The organism is Phenylobacterium sp. (assembly GCF_019636135.1).
In the GTDB taxonomy this organism is placed as follows: Bacteria; Pseudomonadota; Alphaproteobacteria; order Caulobacterales; family Caulobacteraceae; genus Phenylobacterium.
The window spans coordinates 1-2,868 of sequence record NZ_JAHBYD010000060.1; the positions used below are offsets into that span (position 1 = coordinate 1).

At 72.4% G+C, this 2,868-nt stretch carries 5 protein-coding genes; 4 read left to right on the plus strand and 1 reads right to left on the minus strand.

Translation table 11 applies throughout. The features are described from left to right. Positions 1-289: hypothetical protein (locus tag KF737_RS22380; RefSeq protein ID WP_296460806.1), on the plus strand; the 289-nt coding region annotated here is incomplete at its 5' end. Here KF737_RS22380 and KF737_RS22385 read toward each other — a convergent pair. Continuing rightward, positions 266-598 (minus strand): STAS domain-containing protein, encoded by a 333-nt coding sequence (locus tag KF737_RS22385; RefSeq protein WP_296460809.1) that lies wholly within the window; start codon positions 596-598, stop codon positions 266-268. The genes KF737_RS22380 and KF737_RS22385 overlap by 24 nt on opposite strands. A gap of 91 nt (positions 599-689) precedes the next feature. Here KF737_RS22385 and KF737_RS22390 point away from each other — a divergent pair, with 91 nt between their 5' ends. Genes KF737_RS22390 through KF737_RS22400 form a run of 3 tightly spaced genes read left to right on the plus strand, consistent with a single transcriptional unit; the run spans position 690 to position 2,801 of the window. Continuing rightward, on the plus strand, positions 690-1,094 hold the full coding sequence (locus tag KF737_RS22390; RefSeq protein WP_296460812.1) for an ATP-binding protein: 405 nt from the start codon (positions 690-692) through the stop codon (positions 1,092-1,094). A 49-nt stretch (positions 1,095-1,143) separates the two neighbouring features. Next, positions 1,144-1,590, plus strand: a complete 447-nt coding sequence (locus KF737_RS22395; RefSeq protein ID WP_296460815.1) for an SET domain-containing protein-lysine N-methyltransferase — start codon at positions 1,144-1,146, stop codon at positions 1,588-1,590. Further along, on the plus strand, positions 1,587-2,801 hold the full coding sequence (locus KF737_RS22400) for a hypothetical protein (RefSeq protein ID WP_296460818.1): 1,215 nt from the start codon (positions 1,587-1,589) through the stop codon (positions 2,799-2,801). The genes KF737_RS22395 and KF737_RS22400 overlap by 4 nt, the downstream gene beginning before the upstream one ends. Positions 2,802-2,868: the final 67 nt, after the last annotated feature.

Sequence of the window (2,868 nt, forward strand, 5' to 3'; positions counted from 1 at the left end):
GGACTTCTTCGAGCGCGCGCTGCTGGACGGCGATCCGGCGGCGCGGGTGGAGCAGGGCCGCCTGGCGTTCGGGCTCGACCGCGTCGCCTGGGCGGCCTGGACGACGGCGAGCCCACCGGCCGAGACGCTGGCGCTGCTGGACGGCGACAATGCCGGGCGCGCGGCGGCCTATGCGCGGCAGGCGCCGGGGCTCGGCGCGGAGGCGGTGCTGGACGACCTCGCCGCCCTGCTGGATGCGGCGGGGACGCTGGCGGTGCTCAGGCCCTCAGGCGAGGGCGGCCAGGGCTGAGTCGAGGTCGGGCTCGATGGCGAAGATCGTGCTGAAGCCCGAGATGTCGAACACCTCGCGCACCGAATCGGAGAGCCCGGTCAGCACCAGCCGGTGCCCCTGGGCCTTCGCCGCCTTGGCCCCGATCAGCAGCACGCGCAGGCCCGCAGACGAGACGTAGGGCACGTCGGCCAGGGTCAGCACCACCTTGGCGTGGGCCTGGGCGCGGGCCGGCAGCACGGCCTCCAGCACGCCCGCCGAACCCGAGTCGAGGCGGCCGGAGGGCGTCACGACCAGGATGTCGCCGCGGGTCTCTTCACCGATCTGCATCAACGCCTCTCCAACCGTCGCGCGAGTATCGGGGAGATTGAGCTAATTTTCCACGCGGCTAAGGTCGGAATTCGGTCATCAGGGGCCCGGCATGCTTCCGGACATCTCCCGCACGCTCGGCGGCCGCGAGGCCCTCCCGGCGCTGCTGGACGACATCGAGTCCGGCCTGACGGCGCGGGGCGTCCCGGCGGCGGCGATCGCGGCGGTCAACGTGGCGCTCGACGAGGTGGTCACCAACGCCTTCGGCCACGGCGGCGCGACGCGCGTCGAAGTGGCCGCGCGGGTGGCCGAGGGCCGCGTGACCGTCGACGTCGGCGACGACGGCCCGGCCTTCGACCCCACCTGCGCGCCCGAGCCCGACACGGCGGCGTCGGTCGAGCATCGCCATGTCGGCGGCCTCGGCATCCACATGGTCATGAAGCTGATGGACGAGGTGGCCTACGAGCGGCGCCCGGGGCGCAATCACCTGCGCCTTTCGAAGACGATAGGACTTTAGTCGTGTTTCCGACGCTAGGCTGAAGGTACATCCTAGGGTGGAGATGACGGTGCGGAGCGAATCGGTGGCCCGGTCGCAGGCGGAGACCTTGCGGATCTGCCGGCCGGACGACGCCCGGGGGCTGGGCGTGCAGACGACGGTCGGGCGGGGCAGGGGCGAGGTGCTGCACGTCTTCACGGGCGAGATCGGCCCCGAGATCAGCCAGCACAGCCTGCAGGTCGACGAGACGAACCACATCTCCGACACCGAGTTCATCGGCTACCTCAGCCACGCCTGTTCGCCGAACTGCCGGCTCGACATGCGCGCGTTCGAACTCGTGGCGCTGAAGGACATGCCGGCCGACGAACTGCTGACCATCGACTACGCGGCCACCGAGGACCGCCTCTTCAGGCAGTTCGCCTGCCACTGCGGCGCGCCGCAGTGCCGCCGCTGGATCACCGGCCGCGCCGAGCGCCCGAACGTCGAGGGCCAGGCGTACCTCAAGAGCCTGGCGTGAGCGCGCGCGCCCACGCGGTGGCGGCGCCGTGGTGGGCGCGCGACGACCTCGGCTATGTGAACGGACGGCTGCATCTGGCGGGCTGCGACGTGGCGGCGGCCTACGACGAGGCGGGCGCGCCGCTCTACCTCTACAGCGTCGCCCGCGTGGCGGCGAACCTGGCGCGGCTGAAGGCGGCGCTGGCGCGGACCGGGCGGCCGGGCCGCGTCTTCTACGCGATGAAGTGCAACCGGTTCGAGCCGCTGCTGGCGCGGCTGCGGGGTCAGTGCGGCATCGACATCTGCTCGCCGAACGAGATGGACCGGGCGCTGGCCTGCGGATTCGCGGCGAGGGACATCAGCTTCACCGGCACCGGCGTGTCGGACCGCGACCTGGACCGGCTGCTGGCCCAACCGGACCTGCATATCAATTGCGACACGGTCGGCATGATCCGCCGCATCGGCGCGCGGGCCCCGGGCCGCGCCATCGGCGTGCGGGCGAACCCGGCGCGCGGCGTGGGCTACAGCGAGCGGCTGGTCTACGCGGGCGACGACGTCACCAAGTTCGGCATCTACCGCGAGCAGTGGGGCGCGGCGCTGGAGGCGGCGCGGGCGCATGGGCTCACGATCCGGACGCTGCACTTCCACGTCGGCTGCGGCTGGCTGGATCCGCAGCTCGCGAGCTGGGAGGCGGCGATCGCCGAGGGGCTGTCGTTCCTGGACGACCTGCCAGACATGACCACGGTGAACATCGGCGGGGGCCTCGGCCTGCCGCAGACGGCGGCCGACGCGCCGCTGGACCTGGCGCGCTGGGCGGCGGTGCTGAAACAGCGGTTGGCCGGCCGCGACGTGACGCTGGCGGTCGAGCCTGGCGACTACATCGTCAAGGACGCAGGGTTGCTGGTGCTGGAGGCCACCGACGTCGAGGTGAAGCGCGACGTCGAGTTCGTGCAGGTGAACGGCGGCTTCAACCTGCAGCCCGAGCCGGCCCACTACGACCGCCCCTGCGAGCCCGTCGCCTGCGCCCCCTCGACGTTCGACGAGCGGGCGTGGCGGCCGGTGACGGTGTCGGGCAACATCAACGAGGCGCTGGACGTCTGGGCCCGCGGCCACCGCATGCCGCCGATGGCCGGCGGCGACCGCATCGCCTTCCTCAACACCGGCGGCTACGGCGCGGCCATGAGCTCCAACCACTGCATGCGCGGCGACTTCGCCGAGCGGCTGCTGGGCTGAGGCCGTCGGCTGTGCGCCCGTAGCGCCCCCTCCACCGCTTCGCGGTCCCTCCCGTGAATGGCAGGGT

Excerpts from the sequence above, each read along its gene's own strand:
- KF737_RS22385 (WP_296460809.1), bottom strand. The coding sequence starts at position 598 with ATGCAGATCGGTGAAGAGACCCGCGGCGACATCCTGGTCGTGACGCCC.
- KF737_RS22390 (WP_296460812.1), top strand. The coding sequence starts at position 690 with ATGCTTCCGGACATCTCCCGCACGCTCGGCGGCCGCGAGGCCCTCCCG.